This is a genomic window from Herbiconiux dendrobii (assembly GCF_052048175.1).
In the GTDB taxonomy this organism is placed as follows: domain Bacteria; phylum Actinomycetota; class Actinomycetes; order Actinomycetales; family Microbacteriaceae; genus Herbiconiux.
On record NZ_JBLZQV010000010.1, the window covers coordinates 39585 to 59193 of the forward strand.

At 64.7% G+C, this 19609-nt stretch carries 21 protein-coding genes; 14 read left to right on the forward strand and 7 right to left on the reverse strand.

The window, feature by feature from the left end:
- Positions 1-53: 53 nt before the first annotated feature.
- Positions 54-413 (forward strand): ArsR/SmtB family transcription factor, encoded by a 360-nt coding sequence (locus ACN4JJ_RS20110; RefSeq protein WP_061015170.1) that lies wholly within the window; start codon positions 54-56, stop codon positions 411-413.
- Between the two features lie 3 nt (positions 414-416).
- Here ACN4JJ_RS20110 and ACN4JJ_RS20115 read toward each other — a convergent pair whose 3' ends face one another.
- From ACN4JJ_RS20115 to ACN4JJ_RS20130, 4 genes are all read right to left on the reverse strand, one after another.
- A complete protein-coding gene (locus tag ACN4JJ_RS20115; protein ID WP_061015169.1) occupies positions 417-1682 on the reverse strand; it encodes a site-specific integrase in 1266 nt (421 codons plus the stop codon).
- A 170-nt stretch (positions 1683-1852) separates the two neighbouring features.
- Positions 1853-2200: a helix-turn-helix domain-containing protein gene (locus tag ACN4JJ_RS20120; protein WP_061015168.1), complete on the reverse strand. Its 348-nt coding sequence runs from the start codon at positions 2198-2200 to the stop codon at positions 1853-1855.
- The gene (locus ACN4JJ_RS20125; protein WP_233486705.1) at positions 2190-3308 is read right to left on the reverse strand and encodes a tyrosine-type recombinase/integrase; all 1119 of its coding nucleotides are present in this window, start codon (positions 3306-3308) and stop codon (positions 2190-2192) included. Before ACN4JJ_RS20125 ends, ACN4JJ_RS20120 begins: the two co-directional genes overlap by 11 nt.
- 333 nt (positions 3309-3641) lie before the next feature.
- A complete protein-coding gene (locus ACN4JJ_RS20130; RefSeq protein ID WP_440711669.1) occupies positions 3642-4583 on the reverse strand; it encodes a hypothetical protein in 942 nt (313 codons plus the stop codon).
- A 765-nt stretch (positions 4584-5348) separates the two neighbouring features.
- On the opposite strand from ACN4JJ_RS20130, the gene ACN4JJ_RS20135 reads away from it, so the two are divergent.
- On the forward strand, positions 5349-6758 hold the full coding sequence (locus ACN4JJ_RS20135; protein ID WP_440711670.1) for an amidase: 1410 nt from the start codon (positions 5349-5351) through the stop codon (positions 6756-6758).
- A 102-nt stretch (positions 6759-6860) separates the two neighbouring features.
- On the opposite strand, the gene ACN4JJ_RS20140 is transcribed toward ACN4JJ_RS20135, so the two are convergent.
- Positions 6861-7670, reverse strand: a complete 810-nt coding sequence (locus ACN4JJ_RS20140; RefSeq protein ID WP_440711671.1) for a TerC family protein — start codon at positions 7668-7670, stop codon at positions 6861-6863.
- A 198-nt stretch (positions 7671-7868) separates the two neighbouring features.
- Between ACN4JJ_RS20140 and ACN4JJ_RS20145 the strand changes: the two genes are divergently transcribed.
- From ACN4JJ_RS20145 to ACN4JJ_RS20165, 5 genes are all read left to right on the forward strand, one after another.
- Positions 7869-8309, forward strand: a complete 441-nt coding sequence (locus tag ACN4JJ_RS20145) for a hypothetical protein (RefSeq protein ID WP_440711672.1) — start codon at positions 7869-7871, stop codon at positions 8307-8309.
- 156 nt (positions 8310-8465) lie between these two features.
- Positions 8466-9611, forward strand: a complete 1146-nt coding sequence (locus ACN4JJ_RS20150; protein WP_440711673.1) for a M23 family metallopeptidase — start codon at positions 8466-8468, stop codon at positions 9609-9611.
- Between the two features lie 18 nt (positions 9612-9629).
- On the forward strand, positions 9630-10361 hold the full coding sequence (locus ACN4JJ_RS20155) for a DsbA family protein (protein ID WP_440711674.1): 732 nt from the start codon (positions 9630-9632) through the stop codon (positions 10359-10361).
- A gap of 4 nt (positions 10362-10365) precedes the next feature.
- Positions 10366-10947, forward strand: coding sequence for a TlpA family protein disulfide reductase (locus tag ACN4JJ_RS20160; protein ID WP_440711675.1), 582 nt, complete (start codon positions 10366-10368; stop codon positions 10945-10947).
- The gene (locus ACN4JJ_RS20165) at positions 10944-11672 is read left to right on the forward strand and encodes a cytochrome c biogenesis CcdA family protein (RefSeq protein WP_440711676.1); all 729 of its coding nucleotides are present in this window, start codon (positions 10944-10946) and stop codon (positions 11670-11672) included. The genes ACN4JJ_RS20160 and ACN4JJ_RS20165 overlap by 4 nt, the downstream gene beginning before the upstream one ends.
- Positions 11673-11697: 25 nt before the next feature.
- Here the strand turns inward: ACN4JJ_RS20165 and ACN4JJ_RS20170 are convergent, their stop codons facing one another.
- Positions 11698-12621 carry a cation diffusion facilitator family transporter gene (locus ACN4JJ_RS20170; protein WP_440711677.1) on the reverse strand — a complete coding sequence of 308 codons (924 nt, stop codon included), beginning with the start codon at positions 12619-12621 and terminating at the stop codon, positions 11698-11700.
- Between the two features lie 72 nt (positions 12622-12693).
- Between ACN4JJ_RS20170 and ACN4JJ_RS20175 the strand changes: the two genes are divergently transcribed.
- Positions 12694-13014: an ArsR/SmtB family transcription factor gene (locus tag ACN4JJ_RS20175; protein WP_440711719.1), complete on the forward strand. Its 321-nt coding sequence runs from the start codon at positions 12694-12696 to the stop codon at positions 13012-13014.
- Here ACN4JJ_RS20175 and lnt read toward each other — a convergent pair.
- A complete protein-coding gene (lnt, locus tag ACN4JJ_RS20180) occupies positions 12974-14518 on the reverse strand; it encodes an apolipoprotein N-acyltransferase (protein ID WP_440711678.1) in 1545 nt (514 codons plus the stop codon). The genes ACN4JJ_RS20175 and lnt overlap by 41 nt on opposite strands.
- A 107-nt stretch (positions 14519-14625) precedes the next feature.
- Between lnt and ACN4JJ_RS20185 the strand changes: the two genes are divergently transcribed.
- The 6 genes from ACN4JJ_RS20185 to ACN4JJ_RS20210 all read left to right on the forward strand — a co-directional run bounded on the left by ACN4JJ_RS20185 (position 14626) and on the right by ACN4JJ_RS20210 (position 19278).
- The gene (locus tag ACN4JJ_RS20185; RefSeq protein ID WP_440711679.1) at positions 14626-15036 is read left to right on the forward strand and encodes a hypothetical protein; all 411 of its coding nucleotides are present in this window, start codon (positions 14626-14628) and stop codon (positions 15034-15036) included.
- Between the two features lie 97 nt (positions 15037-15133).
- Positions 15134-15337 (forward strand): hypothetical protein, encoded by a 204-nt coding sequence (locus tag ACN4JJ_RS20190; RefSeq protein WP_440711680.1) that lies wholly within the window; start codon positions 15134-15136, stop codon positions 15335-15337.
- Positions 15334-17310 carry a bifunctional copper resistance protein CopD/cytochrome c oxidase assembly protein gene (locus ACN4JJ_RS20195; RefSeq protein ID WP_440711681.1) on the forward strand — a complete coding sequence of 659 codons (1977 nt, stop codon included), beginning with the start codon at positions 15334-15336 and terminating at the stop codon, positions 17308-17310. Before ACN4JJ_RS20190 ends, ACN4JJ_RS20195 begins: the two co-directional genes overlap by 4 nt.
- Complete coding sequence (locus ACN4JJ_RS20200) at positions 17307-18275, forward strand: cytochrome c oxidase assembly protein (RefSeq protein WP_440711682.1); 969 nt, start codon at positions 17307-17309, stop codon at positions 18273-18275. The genes ACN4JJ_RS20195 and ACN4JJ_RS20200 overlap by 4 nt, the downstream gene beginning before the upstream one ends.
- Complete coding sequence (locus ACN4JJ_RS20205) at positions 18272-18922, forward strand: copper resistance CopC family protein (protein ID WP_440711683.1); 651 nt, start codon at positions 18272-18274, stop codon at positions 18920-18922. The genes ACN4JJ_RS20200 and ACN4JJ_RS20205 overlap by 4 nt, the downstream gene beginning before the upstream one ends.
- A gap of 35 nt (positions 18923-18957) precedes the next feature.
- Positions 18958-19278, forward strand: a complete 321-nt coding sequence (locus ACN4JJ_RS20210) for a DUF6804 family protein (protein ID WP_440711684.1) — start codon at positions 18958-18960, stop codon at positions 19276-19278.
- The last annotated feature ends 331 nt before the right edge of the window (positions 19279-19609 follow it).

Genomic DNA, 19609 nt, shown 5'->3' on the forward strand with positions numbered 1-19609 from the left:
CGAGAACACTCGCTTACCTATCGAAGTTTGTCAATACGTGTCAGACTATCCGCATGAGCCTTCCCGTGACCATCGAGCAGAGCACGTGCTGCGTGCCGCGCATCACCGCATCGATCACCCCCGAGGAGGCCGAGCGTTCCGCTCGGGTGTTCAAGGCCATCGGTGATCCGACCCGCGTGATGCTGCTCTCCCTTATCGCCGGCACCGAAGGCGGCGAGGCCTGCATCTGCGACCTCATCGAGCCGGTCGGATTGTCACAGGGGACGGTCTCGCACCACATGAAGCTCCTCACCGACGCCGGGCTTGTCACCCGCGAACAGCGCGGGAAGTGGGCGTACTTCGCGCTCAACGACGGGGCGCTCGAGGCGGCCGCGGATGCGCTGCGACCTGCCGCGCTGGGCAGTGCGAACTAGTAGTCATCGACGCACGGCTGGGTAGTTCGACCAGATCCCGCCGGCTTTGCTCTTACGCCGGTCCGCCGTGTGGTTGCCGATTCCGATGACGTCGGCAACCACGGCCGAGGGCATCCGCATGCTCAGCAGGTTCATCCGGGTCTCGCGTGACACGCGTGGACGGATCCCGAGTTCCGTGAGGCGCAGCCTGATGTAGGCCGCAGTCATGTGAGCGCCGGGCGAGAGTCCCTCGAACAGCCAGCTCGATTCCCCCGCGGCGTATCCCCGTCGCGGCGCGGCGGAGAGGTGCCGTCTGACGATGTCCCCGACCCGGTCATCGAGCACGACGGGCGTGACCCCGAACCGCACGGTCACCTGCGCCCCGGTGGCGTCTACTCGGTCGCGAGTCATACTGACGGCGCGTCCGAGGATCTGCGCATAGAGGAGCATGAACAGCCCTGCCACGCGCACTTCCAGTTCCACATCTTCTCCGTTGAGCAGAAGGTCGATATCGCGCCACAGCTCCTCCTCGGTCACGTTCGACATCGTGTTTCGTGCAGCCCGGACGTTGGTGGCGAGGTCGCCCGTCAGCCGCGTCTTGGTCGCCCACCGCACGAAGTGCTCCACGGGCTCTCGCGTCTTGACGCGGGCGATGTAGTGATCGAGCGTGCGTTGATCAAGGTCACTGACGGCGAGCCCGCGAGCATCCATCCAGGTCAGGAACCGGACGACCGCGGCCAGTTTCCCGCGCTGGCCGATGAAGGCCTCGTTGGACAGGTCTCGATCGCGGTCTCGATAGCGCCTGTGAAGCTTGGGCAACACGTCCCATCTGTAGAAGCGGCGGAGCTTGTTCCCGGTCGGGCGCTCGAGAGTCGCAGCCACCGCGGCAACGTGCAGCGTGAGCTCGTGCTGCAGCACGTGGATGTTCGGCAGCACCTGGGCTTCGATGAGCAGACGCCGGAAATACCGCGTTGCTGGCCTTTGCTGGAGTTGATCAAGAGACGAGTGATCAACGGGCAGCGCGCCCGTGGCCATGCCGCGCAGGGTCTCTGTGACGTGCGGCCGCCGCAGCCAGCGCACCACCGAACGCGGGTCCATCGGCGCGTTCGCAAGGTACACGCGAAGCCTGGTCAGCTCGATCGGAGCCGATCCCTTGGGTCCGATGAGCTCGTCCAGTCGTGCCTGCAGCCGGCATCGCCCGCAGTGCGTTCCGGTCAGGAACTCCTCACTGCCGCACGTGCGGCACGCGAACCGTGGCGGGTGTCCGGCGCAGATCGCACAGGTGATCACGCCTTCATCGGTGCGAAATGCGAGGACTCGGATGTTCCCGCACAACGGACACTCTGACGGGTTCCTGCGGAGCGCGCTGTAGCAGACGTTGCAGATCTTCTCGCCGAGCAGCGAGTAACGGCCCGCGCTCGAACGCCCGCAACGGTCACACGTCTGTGACGGCGTAGCCGTCATCGGCCTGGATCGGCGGGACGATGAAGTCGCGCACGCACAGGACGAAGGTCCCCGATCGCCGTGTCACGCCCCCGCCCAGTGCCCGTCTTCTTCGCCGCTGCCGGTCGCGCCACGACAGTGATGAGGTCGTTCGGCTGGCATCCGAAGATGCGGCACAGCGCCGCAAGAACTTCGACGTTCAACCGCTCCGGTGCTTTGGTGACCAGTCGATACACCTGCTCGCGGGACAAGACGATGCCCTGCTCGCGCAGCGGCGCGAGCAGCTCCGTGGTCTGGAACATCCCAGCCTCGGCCATCAGAGCACGCAGGTGCCAGTCGATCGGCCCCTTCGAGTCAGTCCCCATCACGGTCCTCCGTGTTCCTCTTGAGCGCATCAGCGAGCACCCGGTTCTTATAGTCGTCCCCGACAGACGTGTAGATCGCCGTCGTCGAAGCGAACGTGTGGCCCACCTGATCCTGCACGAACTTCTCGCTGTAGCCCCACTCGATGAGGTTCGTCACATAGGTGTGCCGCAGCGAGTGCAGAACCAGCTCTTCCGGAAGTCCGGCTTCGTCGCGCAGCTCGGCGAAACGGTCGTTCAGGTAGCGGCCACCGATTCTGGTCCTGCGCTCCGTCGGCCAGAGGATGTCCGTCTCCCAATCACCGACCACCCGCGGCCGGCCCTGGTCCACCCAATGGGTGAGGCCGTCAACGACCCAGTCGAACTCGGGCAGAGTCAGCACGGTCCGTCGCTTCGGACCGGTGCCCCGACTGCCCTTCCCGTGCCGGACATACACCGCTCCGAAACTCCCGAACCCCGGGGCCACCGGGTTCGACCGCAGATCGGCAACGTCGAGCCCAATGCACTCGGAACGCCGCAGCCCAAAGGCGTAGATGGTCTTGAACATCTGCGCGTTCCGGAGCGCAGCAAGCGCACCCTTCCTCCTGGCACGTACGATCGCCTCGACCCGAGCATCCGCAGCATCGAAGAACCGCTCCAGCTCATCGAAAGTGAGGGCACGTCGCCCGGGATCCCCCTCATGGTCGAGCAGGTGCGAGATCGTGTTCCAGTCATGGCAGATCTGCTGCGGCGCATCCCCGAACCGAGCCAGACACTCCGCCTGCCAGCCGTACCGCGGGTCAGTGAGGAAGTCGCAGAACAGACGGATCCTCGTCTGATACCCCCGAATCGTTGACCGCTTCAAGGGACCCTTGCCGGGTCGCACGCGCACTGAATAGTCCTCGAGATCCCGCGGCTGCCACTGCCACGGGTACGCCGCGCAGAACTCGGCGAAATCCTCGATGAACCGCCGGCGCGAATCGATGGTGGTCGCCTGCAAACCGCGACTTGTCTGCTGGTTCGCCCAGCCATCCAGCATCGACTCGAAGACGTACTTCCCCTCATCGAGGGCGACGACATTTCCTGTCAGCCGCAGCGAAGAGCGACCATCAACATCTGAACCAGAACGCACCCCTCCATGGTTGCAGCAGTTGCATCATTGTTGCAACCACTCTCCATGATCTTCACCCGCAGAGGCTGTTGGACACGTTCGTGAAGCACCACCCCAGCAGGCAAGAAGGTGACTTGGTAGCCGAATCACCCTTGTCGGCACCATACGCGACAGCCACGCCGCCCGTGATCCACTCCTGGGCTCGGCGGCCAGCTCCCGCCGAGCCTCCTGCCGCGACCGAGAAACTCCAGATCAACCATGCAATCGCAAGCAAGTGATGCATCTGATGTCGATACTGCTTGGTCGTGAGTCCATCGCGAAGCGCCCGCACATCGTTGCAGCGTATCTCCGGTCTCAGACACCTGGCGAGGATGTCGCGTGCTCGAGCTCGGCACCGTTCATGAGGATGTCGGTGGCGACCAGGCCGGTGTCGGTCTTGCGGGCGAGACCGTTGCGGGTGAGGTCGGAGAGGTAGGTGGAGAAGGTGCCGCCGGTCGTGGCGATGTCGGCCGCGGCGCCGAGGTCTTCCCTGCTGAGGCTGTCGGGGTAGGCGTGGATCAGCGCGTCGAGCATCGCGGCTGCGCCGCGGCGGAGGACGGAGCGGTAGTGGTCTTGGAGCTCGCGTGGGGTGAGGGGGTCGGGGCGGCCGCCGAGGTAGTCGAAGCCGGCGTCGGTGAGGGTGTAGCCGGCGGTGTTCTCGTCGAGGAAGCCGGCGCGGCGGATGTCGGAGAGGTAGGTAGACCAGGTTCCGCCGGTGGTCTTGAGGCGGGCGACGGTCCCCCACTGGCTCTTGGTGAGGCGTAGCGGTGCCATGCGGCCGAGGGCGAGGATCATCCGCTGCGCGCCGCTGCGCAGCGCTGGCGCGTCTGCCTTGGTGCCGTTCGTCGAGGCCGGTTCTTCGGTCGGAGATGTCTTTGGCTTCGTGGTGGGGGGAACCGCGCGCACAGCGCGCGGCGTGGGGCCGGCGGGAGGATCGGCGGCGAGCTGGTCGACCGCGGCCGAGAGGTCGGCGATCGCGCGGCGGAGGGCGTCGATCGTGGCGGCGTCGACGGGGGCGGGGACGGGGATCTCGACGATCCTCTCGCGCGGTGGCGCCGACGTCGCGGCTGCGAGCTCACGGCGCAGTCTGCTGTTCTCGGCGCGCAGCTGCGCGGCGTCGTCGCTGCTGGTCTCTCGCTGTGGGGTGATCGCCGCGGCGATCGCGTCGAGGTCGACGTCGGCGAGCGTGGTTCGGGTGGGCGCTGCCGCGATCTCGCCGATACGCGGTGTGGTGCCGGCGTCGAAGGTGTGCCGCATGCGGAAGCGGAACTTGAGAGGCTCGCCGCGCTCGGGCTGCCAGAGCCAGCATTCGCCGGTCTGCAGCGTGGGCAGGTCGGCGAATGCTCTTGGAGTCGGCGTGCACGTCGATCCACGCCTTGATCGCGTCGCGGTCCTGCGGTGCGGTGGTGCGCAGCACGAACAGGTTGTCGATCTGGGTGAGGACGTCCTTGTTGACCGCTGCGCTGCGCTGGGAGGCCATCGTGATCCCGAGGCCCTTGAATCGGCCCTGCTTGACGATGCGCTGCCAGGTCTCGACGAGCGCAGCGTTCTCACCGCGGACCTGCTGTGGCAGGTACTCGTGGCACTCCTCGAGGAAGAAATGTGTGGGGGTGCGATCAGCACGGCGGTAGAAGCGGTCGCCGAACGCTTTGAGGAAGCGCCGCAGCTCGGCTTTGGTGAACTCGCTGACGTCGAGGATGGCGGAGAGCTTCTGGTCGACGAGCAGGTCCGCGACGAGCTCGCCGGCGGTGGAGTCGAGCGGGACGTCACCGTGACGCCCGCCGAGCACCGGGATCGGCAATCCTGGCCGATCCCCGTCTACCGACGTGCGGACGCCGTACCAGTCGCCCTTGGGGTCGACGACGAGGAGCGGCGCCGGGGAGCCTGCAGAGAGTGCACCGTGCACTGTGGTGGTGGAGATCATGTGCGTTGAAACCACAGACGAGGAAGCTGCGGAGACCTAGCGTAGAGCCATCGACGGACGATCGTCAGTTGAGTCGTAACGCCACCCAAGGGGAAGTCATGTCAGATCAGTTGTGGTCAAAGAGTGCTACCGAGCTTGCCGGATTGGTTCGCTCCAAAGTCGTCTCAGCGACCGAGGTCGTAGAAGCACATCTTCAGCGGATCGAGGACGTGAATCCGGAGCTCAACGCCATTGCCGTCGTGCTGGCGGATGATGCCCGGCAGTCTGCCCGCATCGCTGATGAGAAGACTCGAACGGAGCCAGACCAGCTGGGCAGACTTCATGGCGTCCCGATCACCCTCAAGGTGAATATTGACCTCGTCGGTTCGGCGACCTCGGACGCCGTACCCGCTTTCAAAGACTTCTACCCGCCTATGAACACGCCTCTAGTGGATCGACTCTTGGGGGAAGGCGCCATAGTTGTCGGTCGAACGAACATGTCGGACATGGGCATGCGCATGACGACCGACAGCACGCTGCATGGACTCACGAGAAACCCATGGCATCCGGGGCGCACGGCTGGCGGATCGTCAGGCGGCGAGGGCGCCGCCCTCGCATCTGGCATGTCGGCGCTGGGAGTCGGGAATGATCTCGTTGGTTCTCTGCGGAATCCTGCGCATTGCTGCGGCATCTCGACTCTGAAGCCCACCCCCGGCCGTATTCCGTGGGCGGACTCAATCCTGCCGCCTGACGGCCCGCTCTCCTTCCAAATGATGTTGGTGCACGGCCCCATGGCGCGTCAGGTGGCGGACGTTCGGCTGGGCATGGAGATCATGAGCGGTGCTCACCCACGCGACCCCTACTCGGTTGACGTTCCGCTGTACCGCGCCGATTCCAACCAGCCGTTCAAAGTCGCCGTCATGGCGGCGCCTCCTGGAGCACCAACAGACCCAGAGGTGTCCTCTGTGGTTCGCAAGGCAGGGGAGGCGGTGGCCGCGGCTGGCTACGAAGTCGACGAGATCGATGCTCCCGAGTATTTAGAGACGAGGCAGATTTGGCTCGACTTCCTGATGACCGAAGTCAATGTTCTTCAGGATCTCATAACCGAACCGATGGGCCCTGCGGGACGCCAGTTCCTGAGCGACTTTGTCGACCTCGCGGGCCCGCTTGACCTTCCCGGGTACATCGACCTGTTTGTGCGGCGTCGTCGGATGAGCAGGGTCTGGAACGACTTTTTCCAAGAGTACCCGGTGATTATCGCGCCCACGTGGCTTGATGTCGCGTTCGAGCACGACTGGGACTTGAAGTCGGTTGCGGACACTGTGGATAACTGTGGGCCGATCGTGCCTGCCAACGTTCTAGGTCTTCCGGCGGCTGTGACCTTCGGGGGCCTCGCAAAGGGTATGCCTGTTGGTGTCCAATGCATCGCTGCGGCCTTCCACGACGATCAAGCGATGCAAGTCGCTGAGGTCATCGAGGCCGCTGTGGGAGCAACCCGCCCCGTCTCGCCGTTCATCAACGCTGGTTAGACCGACGATCGGCTCCGCCGCAGCCGTCACGCGATGCCCGAGCTTGCCATGTCTTTCCGCAAGCGGCTCGGGCCGCCTGTACTCGGTAAGGCCATTAGAAGTCTACGGATTGCGTGTGGGAGACCGCCGCTCTGGGATGAGTGTGTGGTGTGCCCACGATCGCGCGTGTAGCGGGCCACGGGAGATCCATCTGACTCGCACGGCGGACATTTTGTAGGTCAGGTTGAGAGCTTCCACCACGATGGCGAACGCGATCGGGCCGTAGATGAGCGCCTTGTCGATTTTCACTTCGAACCCATCGGCGATTAGGAAGGCGCCGATCAGCACCAGGAAGGCCAACGCCAGCATCTTGACGGTCGGATGCCGGTTCACGAACGCGAAGATGTATTTCGAACTCAGAATCATCACGCCGAAAGACAACACGACCGCAGCGATGATGACGACGAGGTTATCGACCATACCCACCGCAGTGATGACCGAGTCGAACGAGAAGACGATGTCTAGTAGGACGATCTGTACGATCACCGCCCGAAACGAGACGACTTTGCCGGCGGCAATCGCTGCCTCACCTTTGCCTTCGAGCTTGTCGTGGATCTCTCGGACCGCTTTGTAAACCAAGAACAGGCCGCCGGCAATGAGGATCAGGTCGCGCCCGGAGAAGCCTTTGCCGAAAACGCTGAAGAGATCGGCTGTGAGGGTGATGATCCAGGATGCTCCGAAGAGCAGAGCTATTCGGACCAGCATCGCCAGGATCAAGCCGAGTACACGGGCTCTGGGCTGTTGCGCGGCGGGAAGTTTGCTCGCGAGTATGGAGATGAAGATGACGTTATCGACCCCGAGCACGATTTCGAGGACGAAGAGGGTCAGGAACGCGACGATCAGATCCGGTGTGAAAGCGAACGAGAGTTCCACTGTGTTGTTCTTTCTCCTGTCGGTTGAGGCTCCCAGCTTGTGCCGCCGTTCGCTCGTGTAACCTACCGGCAATAGTTCAGGTTTTCCTGTATTAAGCGGCTTCTGTATCATTAGTCCGTCTGTAGCGGCCCGAACACCAGGTCTCTGCAGGTGTCGGCAATGAAAGCGTGACGAGAATCAATCGGTAAGGAGGAGGAGATGCGAACAGATTCGCAGCCCTCCTCGCCACCGGCGCCGACGACATTGACCAAGGTCATTGTGGGATTGGTTGCGCTACTCGCCGTCGTCATGGGCCTGCTGTCGATGCACGCGCTCGACGCCACAGTCGGCCACTCCGGCCAGCCAACCGTCCTGATCGCCGATGTGTTCGTCGAAAACCTTGATCACGTCGATTCCATCGCTCCCGCCACGACGTCGTCCGACGTGACGATGGCGGCCGGTGGACTGATCGGATGCGCCGCTGCAGGAGTGCTTTGCGCACTCGGCGTTCTCGCCCTCGTGAAGCGAGCGGTGCGAGCGCGCGAACCATCCGTGGGAGAGTCGAGCTCAGCCCCATCGGAGCGGCCTCGCCTGGTTGTTGCACGCGCCATCCCGCGCGCAACGCCATCGCTTTTCGCACTCACTGTTCTTCGTACCTAATCGAGATCCGGACGCGCACGCGCGTCCTACTGACCGACCAGATCCGCCGCTTGCGGTTCCGAGAACGGATGCGTCGTCGCGCACGGGCATGTCCCCGCGCTCACGAAACGGACATGTCTGTTCTTGAACTGCCGGCGCAGTACGAAAGCTCAATTTGTGACGCAAAAACCCGACCACGACGACACTCTTCCCAGCCGTCGAACTCAGCGTGAACACGAGCGCGCGGTAGCCGCTCGCTCGGCCGCATCTCGTGAGATGCGCGGCCGCCACGCGCTCGAACCAGCGCGCCCGATCGTCCTCACCCGCCGCGAACTGAGGCAACTCGAGCGGGTCGCAGAGGAAGAACAGCAGTCCCGCTCCAACGGCGGGCACTCGCCGGTTCGACCTTCGCCACCCCAGGATGAGCCGATCGCAGGCGGGTCAGACCCTGAGCCGGCGGCAGAGATCGAGGCGATCTCTGCTCCCGACCCCCTTTTGGTCACCTCCCCGGTCCTCCCCACGGAATGGCTCGCTGACATTACACCGGTCTCGGTGGCGAGCAGTCGTGAGGCGACCCCGCCGCGCGTCCCGCCGCCGACGTCGGCGACAGCTGCGCCGACCCCGAAACGCCGATCTTCGCGCATGCGCGCTCTCGTCGCATTGTCGTTCGCCGCGCTTCTGGTCGCGACCACATCGCTGTCGGCCACGAACTCGTCGCTGTCCTTCGCCTCGACCCCGGCGACCACGGATCTCCGACCGCAGGAGCTCCTCACCGTCGCCGCTGCTCCGGGTCAGCCGATCACACGAGATGGATACTCCGTCACCGAAGCGGAAGTGATTGCAGAAAAGAAGGCTGAGGTTGCCGGATACCGCACGGCCAACACCTTCACGAACAACCCGACCAGCGCTGTGCAGTGGCCGTTCCCCGTCGGCGTGCCCATCAGTGACGGCTTCGGCCCCCGCGAATCGCCTGGCGGAATCGGAAGCACCAACCATAAGGGCGTGGACTTCACCCCCGGCGAAGGGACTCCCGTCAACGCCGTCGCTGCCGGAGTCGTCCGACTGGTTCAGCAAACCGATCAAGGCGGCCTGGGAGTCTACGTCGTCGTCGACCATGTCATCGACGGAGTGAACGTCAGCAGCTGGTACGGCCACATGCTCACCGGCTCGCCCGTCGTGACAGAAGGTCAGGTCGTTGTGGCCGGCCAGCAACTCGGCAACGTCGGCAACACCGGAGTCTCAACGGGTGCACATACGCACCTTGAAATCCACGTCGAAGACACCCCCGTCGATCCATACGCCTGGATCTCCGCACGCAACTGACGAAACGGAACCTGACCCATGAATCAGAAGAAGACGCCATCCGCCCGTACTCAAGCCGCCCGCAACACCGCGGAGCAACTAGTCGCCCAACGAAAGCCCAAACGCACTCTCCTCGTCGTCATCCTGATCGCGGTGTTCGCGGTCATCGTCATCGGAATCTCGATCATCGCTGTCAGCATCACCGAGAGCATGAACCGCACCGCGGAGGCCGCTGACGGAGCGTCGGTCGTGCGCGAGAACAGCCACGTGCTCGACACCGCCCCGGATGGGAAGGTCACCCTGGTCGAATTCCTCGACTTCGAATGCGAGGCCTGCGGGGCCTTCTACCCCTACGTAGAGCAATTCCGCGAGGAGTACAGGGGAGACATCACCTTTGTCACCCGCTATTTCCCGATTCCCTCGCATTTCAATTCCCGCAACGCGGCCGTCGCCGTCGAAGCCGCATCGCAGCAGGGCGCGTTCGAAGAGATGTACCAGATGATGTTCGAGACCCAGAGCACGTGGGGCGAGGGGCAAGAGGATCTATCACCCCTGTTCCGCACCTATGCGGAAAAGCTCGGTTTGGATATGGCCGCCTATGACACAGCGGTTGCCGACCCGGCTACTCTCGAGCGTGTCCTGCAGGACTACAACGAAGGCATCGCGCTCGGCGTCGATTCCACCCCGACCTTCTTCCTGAACGGCAAGAAGATGACCATCGACAGCCTGGACAGCTTCCGGGCGCAACTCGATGCGGCAATTGCCCAATAGCCGGATGGCAGCGGTGTCAGGTACCGCTGCCATCCTTCTTCTCGTCCTCTCCGGCTGCGCCGCCGGTGGGTCCGACGATCTGGCCGACCGCGTGACGGATAGCGGTTACGTTGCCGGCGACGGATCGGTGCTGGAGATATCCCCAGCCCAGCGTGCAGCATCTGTCGCCTTTGCCGGCGCCGGTGAGAACGGTGAGCAGATCACCTCAGCCGACTACGCCGGAGAGGTGCTCGTGGTGAACTTCTGGTACGCCGGCTGCGCCCCGTGCCGCCTCGAAGCCCCCGACCTGGAAGCGACCTACCAGCAATACCTGCCGCAGAACGTGGGATTCCTCGGGGTCAACGTTCGAGATCAGGCGGCGACCGCGCAGGAGTTCGCTGCAACTTTCGGGGTCACCTACCCGTCGATCATCGACACGGACGCTGGGGTGCAGCTGAGCTTCGCCGGACAGGTCGCGCCGAACGCCGTCCCCACCACACTGGTACTCGACCGGCAAGGTCGGGTGGCCGCTCGTATCCTGGGCCGAGTCACCGAGGTCTCCATCCTCGAAGCGCTCATCGATCGGGTGCTCGAGGAGCCGGCATGATCCCGGAGATCGTCTTCAACGGACAACTCCTGATCGCCGTCCCGTTCGCGCTGCTCGCCGGACTTGTCTCGTTCGCCTCCCCGTGCGTGCTGCCGCTCGTTCCCGGGTACCTTGCATACGTCGGCGGATCGGCCGACACCGCCCGATCACGCAGCCGGGTACTCCTCGGCGCCGCGCTCTTCGTGCTCGGATTCGCCATCGTCTTCATCGCCTACGGCGTGCTGTTCGGGGCCCTCGGGATGTGGCTGGTGCAGTGGCAAGACGTCATCACCCGCGTCCTGGGTGTCGCCGTGATCGTGATGGGTGTCGTATTCATCGGCTTCATCCCCGGGCTGCAGCGCACGGCGAGATTGTCCGTTAAGCCCGCCGTCGGGCTCGGCGGAGCGCCATTACTGGGCATCGTGTTCGGGCTCGGCTGGACGCCATGCTTCGGGCCCACGCTGGTGGCCATTTCGGCACTGAGTCTGGGAAGCGGCTCCGCCGGCCGTGGCGCCCTGCTCGGATTCGCCTATTGCATCGGACTCGGCATCCCCTTCCTGCTCCTGGCGTGGGGTTTCGCCTTCGCGATGCGAGCCACCATGGTCCTACGCCGGTTCATTCGGCCGCTGAACATTGCCGGTGGAATCCTGCTGATCATCCTGGGTACTCTCATGGTCAGCGGCATCTGGACCGCCATCATCTATCAGCTCCAAGGGCTGATCGGCGGATTTGTGACCCCGATCTGATGGAACGGGCAGCTCCGCGGAAGAGTCACCGGTGAACCGCGTCCTCGTGCTCGGAATGAGCGGCGGGCTCGAGCTGGAACGTCGAGTGCTCGATCGACACCGAGAAATGGCTTGCCACACAGCTCTGCAGATCGTCGAGCAGTTTCGGGGCGCTCCCATCACGGAAGCAGCTCTCCTCGACGACGACATGGGCGGTGATCACCGGCAGGTCCGAGGCGACCCGGCTGGCGTGGAGGTCGTGCACATCGATCACCCGGGGCAGCTCAAGGATGTGCGCCCGGACCTCGTCGAGATTCAGGCCGGCCGGAGTGGTTTCCAGCAAGACGCTGACCGTCTCCCGAAGAAGCTTGAGGGTGCGGGGAATGATCAGCACGCCGATCAACATCGCCACGATGGCGTCGGCCTGATAGAAGCCGGTCAAACCGATGACGATCGCGCTCACGATGACCGCCACCGAACCGAGGGCGTCGTTCACGACCTCGAGGAACGCGGCGCGCAGGTTGAAGTTCGCGGAACGATCGCCGAGCAGAACAATGATCGAGGCGATGTTGGCGACCAGACCGATCACGCCGAAGATGATGAGTTCGCCGGAGGCGATCTCGGGAGGAGCGAAGAGCCGTTGAATGCCTTCGACGAACACGAAAACGCCCACACCCAGCAGCACGACGGCCTGCCCCAACGCGGCGAGAACCTCGGCCCGCGCGAAGCCCCAGGTGCGCTTGGCCGAGGTCGGCCTGGTCATCAGATGGGCGGCGACCAGGGCAACGCTGAGCCCCAGGACGTCGGTGAGCATGTGTGCAGCATCGATGAGGAGGGCGAGGCTGCCGGTAATGATCGACCCAAAGACCTCCGCGACGAAAATTGTCGCAGTGATCGACAAGGCAATCGCCAACCGCTTGACGTGACTTCTCGAGGGCGTCGCCGGCCCATGCGAGTGATTCGTTCCCATACCCTGAATGGTACACATTTGGATGAACTGTGGATGGACCTGCAAGCAATTGAGAACGGATATCATTCCCGTATGGAAACTCTGACCGCGGTCGACGCGCTCGCGCGTTTCGGTCACGCCCTTTCCGACCCGATCCGCTCACGAATCCTGGTGGAGCTCTCCTCGGGTCCGGCGTATCCCGCCGAGCTCTCCGAGATGCTGGACGTGACCCGCCAACGGATGTCGAACCACCTCGCGTGCCTGCGCGGTTGCGGCCTTGTCGTCGTCGCTCACGAAGGCCGGCGGGTGCGGTATGAGCTCGCCGACAAGCGAATGGCGCACGCGCTCAGCGATCTCCTCGGTGTAGTGCTGGTCACCGACCCAGAGCACGAGATAGGCCCCGAGAGCGCCTGACATTTGCGCCCGCCGCGGCAGCAGCGACCAACACCATCAACGGCCATACGCTGACCGCCAGGGCGACCGAATCTCCCCACCGAGTGGCCGGTGTGACGCCCCGTGATGTGGCGACGTCCGCAACCATCACACCTGGCGCGAACGGTTCGAGCTGAGCGACCGTCGCACCATTCGGAGCGATGATGGCGCTGGTGCCGACGGTCGAGATGTTGACCACTGTGCGGCCGAGTTCGATCGCTCGCAGCCGAGCGATCGCCAACTGCTGCACGCTCTCGTCGGTCGCTCCGAAATCGGCGTTGTTCGATTGCGCCAAGATGATCTCTGCCCCGTCGGCGACGAGTGATCGCATCACGCGATCATCGGTGATGTCGAAGCAGATCGCGGAGCCGGCGACCATCGCCCCCAGTTGGAGCACACCGTCACGCTGCCCGGGCACGTACTCTCGCTGGATCAGACCGATCAGATCGGGGGCAAGCATCTCCCAGAACGGCCGATCCGGCACGTACTCTCCAAACGGCACGGGATGCTTCTTGTCGTAGACGTCGACAACCCCACCAGCCGGGTCTACGGCGATCGTCGAGTTGTAGAACAACCCGTCCCGTTCGGTGATCACACCCAGGGTGAGTGGCGCGTTGAACCGGCCGGCAATGGCCGTGAGGCGGTCTGCTTCCTCGGCGGAGGAGAGCGGATCGAACTCGCTCGCGTTTTCCGGCCAGATCACCGCATCAACCTTCGCGTCACGCAGAGGCGCACTCGCCTCCAGCTGAGCCGCGAGGAGGTCGCCACGGGACCGCTCGGAAAAATACCCGGCCGGCCCATTGCCCTGCACTGCACCGATACGAAACGTCCCTGCGCTTTCGGTCGGGAACACCGGAACGAGCAGCAGCACAGTCGTCGTGGCCACAACGGCCCCGGTCAGAGGCAGCAGCCGTGAACGCTCGGCTGTGAGGGAGACGATGACCGCGACGACAGCGACGAGTGCGAAGGTCAGCGCCGCCATCCCACCCCATGACACGATCGGCGCGAACGGGCTCATCGACTGGGACATCGCCACCCGCCCCCACGAGAAGCCCCCATATGGCCACGCCCCCGACAGCTCTTCGCGGGCAACCCATAGGCCGGCGACAACGACTGGGGCCACCAGAAGCCGCCCCCACCGCACAGGCCATGCTGCCGGAGCGACGCGGTAGGCCAGGGCCGTCAGCAGCCCGAACCCGCTCCAGAACAGCGACTCCGTCACGGTCAGCGCCAACCACGGCACCGGCCCGAGGTACTCGGCCGCCCACGAGATCTGCAGGAGGTAGAACGCGACTCCGGCGACGAACCCGAGCAGCAGACCGCGCGGCAGCGACTGCCCGCGCAGGGCGACCAGAACCATTGCCACACCCGCCAGCGTTAACGGCCAGAGATTCTGGCCTGGGAAGCCGGCATCGAGCATCGGCCCCGAGAGGACGACGACGACCAGTGCCAACCACAGCGGCAGCGGGCGATGGGCAGGGGTCACAAAATGCGACCCTAGGGGCACAGTCCGTGAAACTCCCGCGCCGAGCTCACAAGCGGAGTTGCTACCCTGGACCGACAACGCCCGCCCCAGCATCGAGAGCACACGCCGTGATCCGCACCCGCACCGCACCTCGCCGGGCGCGCTGGGCCATGATCGCCGGACTCTCGGTCCTCACCGCGATGCTCGCTTTGCTGTTCGGTCATCTGACGGACTCCGCCACGACCGAGCCAGCGTCGTCGGGCACCGTCGTGAGTGTTGATCAGGATCACGAGACCATCGTCGTCCCCGATGGCCCGAGCTCCACATCCGATAACTCATCAGCGCTGCTGATCAGCGGCTGCGCTGCGCTATGCCTCGCGCTGGGCATCGGATGCCTCCTCGCCGTCCTGGCGCTGCTGCGCGCCGGAGGTATCCGGCTGCTCCCTAGCCCGGCACCTCCACGCCCTGAAAGCAATTCGCATTCGACGGCGACCCCTCTCGTGCCGACTCTCACCCTGCTGGGCATCTCCCGCATCTGATACCGACGGACTCTTCCGCGACCTCGTCACCTCCCATCCGTCCGTCATTGCCTCCCGCGCGCCTGCCCGGGACGTCCGTCCGTATCAGGAGCGCCCTATGGGCATGGACAACTACTGGTTCAACGCCATCTTCTCCGTCACCCCCACGATCCTCGTGGGCGGCATCTTCGTCATCATCATCCGGTCGATCATCAAGGCCGACACGCACGAACGAAAGGCGCGGGCGAAGATCGAGGCCGAAGAACGGAAAAAGCTCGCGGTCCGCCTCGCCGCTGAGAACCCCGAGAAGCGACCCTCATGACCAGCAACGCCATCCGGCGTGTACTCGCCGTATTCGCCCCCGCGGCCCTTCTCGTGGCCACCCTGGTCGTCGGAGTGAGCTTGGCCGTGCTCGCGTGGCTGCAGCAGCCCGCCCTCTTGATCGATGCCGGCCCTGTCGTCGACATCGGTCTGCCCATCGCGAAAAGCCTGGTCAACATCGCCTCCGCGCTGACCATCGGAGCACTGGTGCTTGCCGTATTCGCGCTCCCTGCCCGGAAAGCCGGCTACGACACCGCGATGGACATCGTCGCCGGAGGTGCCTGCGCCTGGGCCGTGCTCTCGTTCGGCACGGCGATACTGGCGTACTTCTCCCTCGCCGGCCCCGTCCCGTTCGACATCTTTCCCGCCAGCTTCGGCCAGTTCCTCACCGAGGTCAGCCTGGGCCAGGGCTGGCTGGCCACCACCATCGCCGCCGCGTTCCTCGCCGTCTTCTGCTTCGCGGTGCGAGCACCAGCCCTCGTCGCGACGGCCCTGGTGGCCGCATTCGCCACCCTCATCCCGATCGCGCTGCAAGGGCACGCCGCCGGCGCCGGCAGCCACTCGGCAGCATCCACGGCGCTCTGGCTTCACGCCGGCGCTGCCGCCACCTGGATCGGTGGACTCATTGTCGCAGCGGTGCTGATGAGTCGCACCGACCAGGCCCCCGCAGCCACTCTCCTTCGCCGCTACTCCTCCATTGCCCTGATCTGCTTCATCGTGGTCGCCGCATCGGGCGCGGTCTCGGCGGCACTGCGATTCGACCAGCCCTCACAACTATGGAGCACGGGATACGGGCAGATCCTCCTGATCAAGATCGCCGTCCTGGCCGGCCTCGGCATAGCCGGAGTAGCGCACCGCCGTATCCTGATCGGCCGTTTCGAGGATTCGGCCGGCGCACGCCGGGTCATCGCCTGGCTGATCGTTTCGGAAACGATCCTGATGGGCATCGCCTCGGGCGCAGCCGTCGTCCTCGCCCGCACCGCACCTCCGGTCGGCGAAGACCTGGCCGTGACACCCTCAGAAATCCTCACCGGTCAAACGCTGCCTGCACCGCTGTCCCTCGGACGCTTCTTCGATAGCTGGACGATCGATCCGATCTGGGCAATCGGCGCAGGGTTCGCGTTCGTCCTCTACCTCGCCGGCGTGCGCCGACTGCGCCGCCGCGGCGACCCCTGGCCGATTCTGCGAACCGTGAGCTGGATCGTCGGCCTCGCCGTGCTCGTCTACGTCACCAACGGCGCTCCGGCCGTGTATGGGACCTACCTGTTCAGCCAACACATGCTCGAGCACATGACCCTCAGCATGATGGTGCCGATCTTCCTTGTCCTGGGTGCACCCGTCACCCTGGCGCTCCGAACGATCCACCCGCGGAAAGACGGCAGCCGGGGCCCTCGGGAATGGATCATGGCCATCACCCGATCGCGGGTCTCCGCGGTGATCACCCACCCGCTCGTGGTCTCCGTGCTGTTCGTCGGCTCGACCCTGGTGTTCTACTACTCGCCGCTGTTCGGCTGGTCATTGGCCGACCCCGTCGGTCACCAGTGGATGATCGCGCACTTCCTGATCGTCGGCTACCTGTTCGCGCTGTCCATGATCGGCACCGACCCGGTGCCCTACCGTCTGCCGTACCCGATGCGACTGGTGACGCTGCTCGTCGTTATGGCATCGCATGCTTTCTTCGGGTTGAGTATCATCACCTCCACCGTGCTGTTCCTCCCGGACTGGTACGGGGTCATCACCCAAGGCTGGGCGGTCGATCCGCTCATCGACCAGCAGGCCGCCGGGGGAGTGGCATGGAGTATCGGCGAAATCCCCACTCTCGTGCTGGCCATCACGATGGTCACTCTGTGGTCGCGTTCCGATGCCCGGGAGACCAAGAGAATCGACCGAGACGCCGACCGCACCGGTGACCGTGACCTCAACGAGTACAACGCGATGCTCCGCGCGATGGGCGAACGGAGATCGCCGGAATGACCGGCGACCCCACGGGCCCGGTTTGGGTGCCGGCTGCACCACCAGACCTCACCCAGTTCCTCGCGCCCAACTTGCAACCAATCCCGCTGATACCCGCCATAGGTCTTGTCCTCCTCGTTGCATACAGCGTCGGCGCGGCACGGCTCTGGTTCACCGGCCAGCGCTGGTCGGTTACTCGCACCATTTGCTTCCTTTCCGGCTGCCTCATCCTCATGGTCACCATGGGCGCCGGCGTCGAAGGCTACGGCTATCGGATGTTCTCGGTGTTCATGTTCCAGCAGCTCACCCTGATGATGGCCGTGCCGCCACTGCTCGTGCTCGGCTCACCAGGAACCCTGCTGCTGAAGGCGGTGCCCCACCGTGGGCTCGGCCTGCTCGTTCAACGTGCCGCCCTGACAGGCCTGCGTTCCCGTGCGGCGCGGCTATCGCTGCACCCGGCCGTCATGATTCCCCTGTTCCTATTCACCTTCTACGGCCTGTACCTCAGCGGCATCGCCGACTCCCTTCTCGGAAGTTGGTCCGGACATATCGGGCTCGAGCTGCTGTTCCTGGCCAGCGGAATCCTGTTCACCATTCCCCTGATCTCCGCCGACCCGCTCCCTGCCCGCCAATCCCATCTCGGACGGCTTCTGGATGTCTTCGCCGAAATGCCTCTGCACGCCTTCTTCGGCGTCATCATCATGCTCGCCACCGTGCCGCTCATCACCTACTTCGCTTCCCCGCCTGCCAGTTGGGGAATCGACCCGCTGCAGGACCAACTCGTAGCCGGCGCCCTCGCCTGGTCGTACGGGGAGCTGCCCACGCTGATCATCGTGCTCGTCCTGCTATCGAGATGGCACCGCGACGATACCCGCCGGGCCCGCGCCGCCGACCGTCGCCACGACACCCATGGCGACGCCGATCTGGATGCCTACAACGATTACCTCCACCGCCTCAACACCCGAGATACGAAAGAAGCACCATGAGGAACACCATCCGTCGCCGCGCACTCGTCGGCACCATCGCCACCCTCGCAGCAGCAGCTGCGCTCTTCGGCGCAGCGCCCGCGGCCAGCGCCCACGACGCTCTCGCATCATCCACCCCCGCCGCCGACGAGGTGGTCGCCACCCCGCTGACCCAGGTGCAACTCACCTTCAACGAAGAACCGCTCGCCGGCTTCGACACGGGCATCGCCATCGCGGTCATCGATCCGGCCGGAACGGACGTCTCAACCGGCGACGTCGCCATCGACGCCACCACGCTCATCAAAGCAGTTTCGCCCACCACGGCAGGCAGCTACCAGGTGCTCTGGCAAACCGTATCGGCCGACGGACACCCCATCTCCGGCCAGTACGCGTTCAGCTACACCGTCGAACCCGCACCCACCGCAACCCCCACCCCCACACAGACCCCCACCGCAACGGCGACCGCTCCGCCGACCGCGACCACCGCAACTCCCACTCCCACCCCCACCCCCACCCCCACCGGGGTACCCAGTGGCGACGCCTATGACGCGTTGTTCCCCATCGCGCTGGTCGGCGGGATCATCATCGTGGTCCTCATTGCCGTGATCGCGGTCGTTGTAGCGACCCGCGCCAAGCGGCGCGCGGACCCCGAGGACAAGACTTCGTGACTGCACGGACTCGCACCCGACACATCCGACCCGGGATGCTCCCCGCCGTCCTTGGCGCAATCGTGCTTCTGGCCAGCATCGGGCTGACCGGCACCGACTTCTACCTCTACGTGCGCTATGCCGTGAGCATCCTGGCGCTTATCGTCGTTGTCATCGCGATCCAGCACCGCCGGTGGTGGTGGGGACTCCCGATGCTTCCTCTCGCGGTGGTCTGGAACCCAGCCTGGCCCTTCAATTTCACGGAAGAGCTCTGGCAAATCCTCGTGCTCGTCGGGTCGGCCGTGTTCATCGCAGCCGGAGTCGCATTCCGCGTGATCGACACCAGTGTGCCGCCCGCCAACCGGCCACGACCGTGAAACTACCGGTCCCGGTTGCGTTCCTTCGAACGCAGCCGTCTGGTCTGCAGGCCGCTGAGCCCGCCGAGCACCAGGAATCCGATCGCGATCGGCACAGCCACCCCCCACCATGTGTTCCCGGTCAGCAGATTCGCGAACAACACGACCAGGCACAACCCGTTCAAGGTCAAAGCGAGATACGCGTACTGAGCCGACGTCCAACGTCGACGATCCGGGGACGGAGAACCAGAAGAAGACACGACGTTCCGTTCAGTGCTGCGGCGGTCAGGCGCCTTCGAGAGTACATGATCTCGTTTACAATCGACGAGACAGAGTCCCAGAACGCCCGGAG

What these genes read in the sequence shown, in the direction of transcription:
- ACN4JJ_RS20165 (WP_440711676.1), top strand. Translation starts at nt 10,944, where the DNA reads ATGATCCCGGAGATCGTCTTCAACGGACAACTCCTGATCGCCGTCCCG.
- ACN4JJ_RS20160 (WP_440711675.1), top strand. Translation starts at nt 10,366, where the DNA reads ATGGCAGCGGTGTCAGGTACCGCTGCCATCCTTCTTCTCGTCCTCTCC.
- ACN4JJ_RS20170 (WP_440711677.1), bottom strand. Translation starts at nt 12,621, where the DNA reads ATGGGAACGAATCACTCGCATGGGCCGGCGACGCCCTCGAGAAGTCAC.
- ACN4JJ_RS20210 (WP_440711684.1), top strand. Translation starts at nt 18,958, where the DNA reads ATGCTCCCCGCCGTCCTTGGCGCAATCGTGCTTCTGGCCAGCATCGGG.
- ACN4JJ_RS20175 (WP_440711719.1), top strand. Translation starts at nt 12,694, where the DNA reads ATGGAAACTCTGACCGCGGTCGACGCGCTCGCGCGTTTCGGTCACGCC.
- ACN4JJ_RS20205 (WP_440711683.1), top strand. Translation starts at nt 18,272, where the DNA reads ATGAGGAACACCATCCGTCGCCGCGCACTCGTCGGCACCATCGCCACC.
- ACN4JJ_RS20195 (WP_440711681.1), top strand. Translation starts at nt 15,334, where the DNA reads ATGACCAGCAACGCCATCCGGCGTGTACTCGCCGTATTCGCCCCCGCG.
- ACN4JJ_RS20120 (WP_061015168.1), bottom strand. Translation starts at nt 2,200, where the DNA reads ATGGGGACTGACTCGAAGGGGCCGATCGACTGGCACCTGCGTGCTCTG.
- ACN4JJ_RS20145 (WP_440711672.1), top strand. Translation starts at nt 7,869, where the DNA reads ATGCGAACAGATTCGCAGCCCTCCTCGCCACCGGCGCCGACGACATTG.
- ACN4JJ_RS20130 (WP_440711669.1), bottom strand. Translation starts at nt 4,583, where the DNA reads ATGCGGCACACCTTCGACGCCGGCACCACACCGCGTATCGGCGAGATC.
- ACN4JJ_RS20110 (WP_061015170.1), top strand. Translation starts at nt 54, where the DNA reads ATGAGCCTTCCCGTGACCATCGAGCAGAGCACGTGCTGCGTGCCGCGC.
- ACN4JJ_RS20135 (WP_440711670.1), top strand. Translation starts at nt 5,349, where the DNA reads ATGTCAGATCAGTTGTGGTCAAAGAGTGCTACCGAGCTTGCCGGATTG.
- ACN4JJ_RS20190 (WP_440711680.1), top strand. Translation starts at nt 15,134, where the DNA reads ATGGGCATGGACAACTACTGGTTCAACGCCATCTTCTCCGTCACCCCC.
- ACN4JJ_RS20200 (WP_440711682.1), top strand. Translation starts at nt 17,307, where the DNA reads ATGACCGGCGACCCCACGGGCCCGGTTTGGGTGCCGGCTGCACCACCA.
- ACN4JJ_RS20155 (WP_440711674.1), top strand. Translation starts at nt 9,630, where the DNA reads ATGAATCAGAAGAAGACGCCATCCGCCCGTACTCAAGCCGCCCGCAAC.